Raw genomic sequence first — 4,588 nt, forward strand, 5'->3', positions numbered from 1 at the left:
CCAAGTACAGCATCTCCAAATTCATTTTCAGCCCATTCATTATTCCTGTTTGCCATTTTTTACCCTCAATGTTTGCAAACTTTAATGTTGTAATACTTTATTTTTATGTCCATTTATATTTGTGGGTAATAGTAAGAAATGAGTGAGATTGGGAGGCAGTTTCTTGCGATGGTGCAGGATCTTTCTTCATACCGATATCTGCTTGTGTTGCAGGGGTGGCTTTGCTCTTAGCAACTTGATTTTGCTCAAACTTTCCTACTATTGACTTTACTCTACCGTCCTTCTTGCTATTTACTTTTTCTTTTATAATAACCGCTTTTACTTCTGATGATGCTTTATCAGCAGATTTTTTCAGGATTGGTTTACTTTCAGCTGATTTTTGCGAAGTCACTTCTACTATTATTGGTTTCGTGCTCACTTGTTGATCAACAATATCTAGCCTTTTAGGATTTGACAGTATTTCAGATTTATCTTCTTTAGTTTCTTGCTTAATTTCTTGATTGGTAGCGTTTAGCGCTGGTGGCTCTGGAGCCTGTCTCTTTTTATATCCTCTTCTTGTTCCTGCATTTTTCTTAGGTTTCGTTTTGTGAGTTGGCTCCTTTTTAGCTAACTTTGAGTCTTCCGAATCTTTTGTTGAAGATTTACTACTTTTCTCTTGATAATTTGATATTTCCTCATTTCCAGACTCTTCACTTAATGAACTTTCATAGCCTGAATCTTCAGGAGATACATTCTCTATTTCTGGTTTAAAGTGTACCTTTTTTGAGGCAGTAGGAGGTGGCGGAGGTGCCGTTGTTGGCCGTTTTATTTTCTTCATACCTGATTTTCCTGCCGGCTGTTTTCCTTTTTGCAGCTTAGGAGTATCTTCCTTCTGCTTTGATGTCGTTTTATTTTCCGTGCTTACTTCGTATGATTTATGTTCTTTATTGCCTTTTCCACTCTGTTTCGAATCTAAAATTTCTTTAAGTCCTTTCTTGAATAGATTAATTGTACTTAAAATATTTGTGTATTCGGCTGCTTTTTCTATAGTGAAACCTGATAATTCATCACCAACAAAATTTTTTATGTCATTATCATTAGTTGGAATATCTTTTCCCAAGACTCTATCTAATATCCCTTTTAATGTTCCAATAAAACCGAGTGGCTTTGTGCTCAAAGGTTCTACATAATTATTCAAGTCGCTATATATAACAAATTTGGCTACATCTTTTGCGTTGTTTGTAAAATTCTTCAGAGCTTGAGATAAATCTTTCAGTGTTTCATCATATTGTTCATTAATTTTTTTTGTATCCTTCAGCTTTATGACTCTTATCAAAGAATTGAGATTTTTATCATAATTGTCACTTTTAAATAGATCACTCATACCAATTACTGTTTATCGTTTACTTAAATATAAATTCAAAGTATTAAGACCGAGTAAATGTTATATGACTTATCCTCTGACTCATAAACGCTTGCGTTCCTTAATGTGCAAAAAATTTCAATAATCTTCAATCAGCAATAGTATAGAAATCCAAAAAACAAGTAGCTAACACTGGAATCTAGGAATTATGATTGGGCACAAGTTGATGAGTATAGTTGTTTTATGTTGAAATACAGCATTTATGGAAAGATTAGATGTCAGTCTAGAATGACACCCTTTCTGGAAAACTCGGATTACAGTGTTTGTATAACTTAATAATTAGAAACTAAAGGAGTTCTTTTTTAAAAAACTTAAGTTATACTTATAAGTATTTGATATCTTTTGTAGTGATTATGTCGAATTTAAGCTGCCTTTATGGCGATAATGTCGAATTTGTGGAAGAAATTTATAGCCGTTACTTGCAAGGCGATAAATCAATTGGAGAAGATTGGCACAGAATTTTTTCGAGCAATTTAGAAGTTAATAAAGCAGAACCCTGCAGGGCACAGAATGAAGCTAAGGTAGATGTTGATGATTTAGCAAATTTTTTCAGATTTTATGGTCACTTTTTTGCAGACTTAAATCCATTATCACCGCATGTAAATAAGGAAATAGATTATCAAAAATACTTGAATCTTTCTCCTACAAGTGACACTAGAATCTACAGAGATATTTACTGCAAGAATATCGGTTTTGAATTTATGCATATTTCCTCTTATGAGGAAAGAGTTTGGCTGCAGGAGAAAATTGAAAATCAGGTCTATACGCTAAGCCCTCAGGATAAAAAAGAAATACTAAGGCACTTGATTGAATCTGAGATGTTCGAGCAATTTCTCCATATGAAATTTCCTGGATATAAGCGTTTTTCTATCGAAGGTGGGGAGTCAGCCATTGTTGCAATTGAAAGAGTTATTAGTGATTCTGCAGCTTTTGGTATTGAAGAAATAGTTCTTGGTATGGCCCACCGAGGACGGCTCAATGTTCTAACCAAAGTGATGGGAAAAGATTATGCGGCAATGCTGTCTGAATTTCAAGGCAACCTTGCATATCCAAGTGGTCTTGAGGTGTCTGGTGATGTCAAATATCACCTTGGTTACTCTTCTGATCGAGCACTTGCTGGTGGTAAAAAAATACACTTAAGTTTATGTCCTAACCCATCTCACCTTGAGGCGGTAAATCCGGTTCTAGCTGGAAGAGTAAGAGCAAAACAAAATACGAGATCTGTGCTTGGCATATCAATTCATGGTGATGCAGCTTTTATCGGGCAGGGAGTGGTTGCTGAAACCCTGACTTTGAGCAACATTGAAGGTTATAAAGTTGGTGGTATCGTGCATATTGTCATTAATAACCAAGTTGGTTTTACTGCAAATCCTAATTGTGCACGCTCATCTTTTTATTGCACTGATGTAGCAAAATCAATAGAAGCTCCAATATTTCATGTTAATGGAGATAATCCAGAAGCTGTGAGTTTTGTTGCGAATTTGGCAATGGAGTATGTGCAGAAATTTAAAAAGGATGTGGTGATTGACATAATATGCTACCGCAAATATGGCCATAATGAAGGCGATGAGCCAAATTTTACTCAGCCACTTATGTATAAAGCAATATCAAAGCATAAAACTCCAGGCACGCTGTACGAAGAGAAGCTGACTGCAGAGAAAGTGCTAGGTAGCGATGAAGTAAGTAAATTACGCAGCGAATTTAGAACAAGATTGGATAAAAGCCTTACTGAGTCAACGACTTATACTCCGAAGAAAGCTGACTGGTTTGATGGAGTGTGGTTAAAACTCAGGAGAGCAAAGTTGAACGATTTGAGTGAATATTATACGGACTCTGGTGTTTCACCAGATGAGCTAAAAAAATTGGGTGTACACATAAATAGCAATATTCCAAGTAGTTTTAATCTCAATAATAAAGTCAGAAGAATACTTGATGGCAGAATAGACAGTATAAATTCCGGTAGCAACATAGACTGGGCAACTGGTGAAAGTCTTGCATTCGCGTCATTGCTTAAAGAAGGAATAGGAGTGCGCTTGTCAGGACAAGATTCTGGTCGCGGTACCTTCTCGCACCGTCATTCAAGACTTGTTGATCAAGTAACAGAAGAAACGTTTATTCCACTGAACAACATAAGTGAGAAGCAAGCTCGCTTTGAAGTTATAGATAGCGCACTATCTGAGTATGCTGTGATGGGTTTTGAATATGGATATAGCCTTGATTCTCCTTATTCACTTGTGCTCTGGGAAGGGCAGTTTGGTGATTTTGCAAATGGCGCGCAAATTATGATCGACCAATTTATCTCATCTGCAGAAACAAAGTGGTTGCGGTCAAGTGGTCTAGTTCTACTTTTGCCTCATGGTTATGAAGGGCAGGGGCCTGAGCATAGTTCTGCTCGTATAGAGAGGTTTTTGCAGCTCTGTGCAGAGGATAATATGCAGGTGGTTAATTGCTCTACTCCTGCGAATTATTTTCATGCTTTACGCCGACAAATTAATCGAGATTTTCGTAAGCCTTTAGTGGTGTTTACACCTAAATCACTATTGCGTCATAAAAGCGCAGTTTCTAACCTTTCTGACTTTGAAGGAAAATTTCTTACGGTAATTCCAGAGTGTAGAACAGGTTTAGTTGCAAGTGATAAAATACGTAAAGTTGTAATATGTAGTGGTAAAGTTTATTACGACATAATTGAAATGCTTGAAGCACAAAAAATAAACGATATAGCAGTAGTGCGTTTAGAACAATTTTATCCATTCCCGGCCGATAAACTAAACAATGAACTCGAAAAATATAAGAACGCTGAAATTATATGGTGTCAAGAGGAACCAAAAAATATGGGAGGATGGTTCTTTGTCAACCCATTGATAGAAGAGGTATTGTCTGGCCTCAATGCTCAAGCAAAAAGACCTAAGTGCATTGCAAGACCTGCTGCTGCATCTCCTGCATGTGGTTATGCTAATATCCATGCTCAGCAACAAGCAGAAATTTTGAAGCAAGTTGCGCAGGTACAACTGTACAAACACTGAGCGGCTTCAAGCAGACTTATTAATTAGACTCTAGCACTTAGATAACTTACAACAATCAAACCTTTTATATACTTATACAAATATAAAAAGACTTTTATAAAAAAATAAAAGTCTTTTTATATTTGTATAAGTATATAAAAGGTTTGATTGTTGTAAGTTATCT

At 36.1% G+C, this 4,588-nt stretch carries 2 protein-coding genes; one reads left to right on the top strand and one right to left on the bottom strand.

What is annotated here, in order from left to right; translation table 11 throughout:
• Positions 1-103: 103 nt before the first annotated feature.
• A complete protein-coding gene (locus tag ACJ5GX_RS02365; RefSeq protein WP_495292660.1) occupies positions 104-1,363 on the bottom strand; it encodes a hypothetical protein in 1,260 nt (419 codons plus the stop codon).
• 392 nt (positions 1,364-1,755) lie between these two features.
• Between ACJ5GX_RS02365 and ACJ5GX_RS02370 the strand changes: the two genes are divergently transcribed.
• Positions 1,756-4,425 carry a 2-oxoglutarate dehydrogenase E1 component gene (locus tag ACJ5GX_RS02370; RefSeq protein ID WP_007301957.1) on the top strand — a complete coding sequence of 890 codons (2,670 nt, stop codon included), beginning with the start codon at positions 1,756-1,758 and terminating at the stop codon, positions 4,423-4,425.
• Positions 4,426-4,588: the final 163 nt, after the last annotated feature.

The sequence above is a fragment of the Wolbachia endosymbiont of Tuta absoluta genome (genome assembly GCF_059414725.1).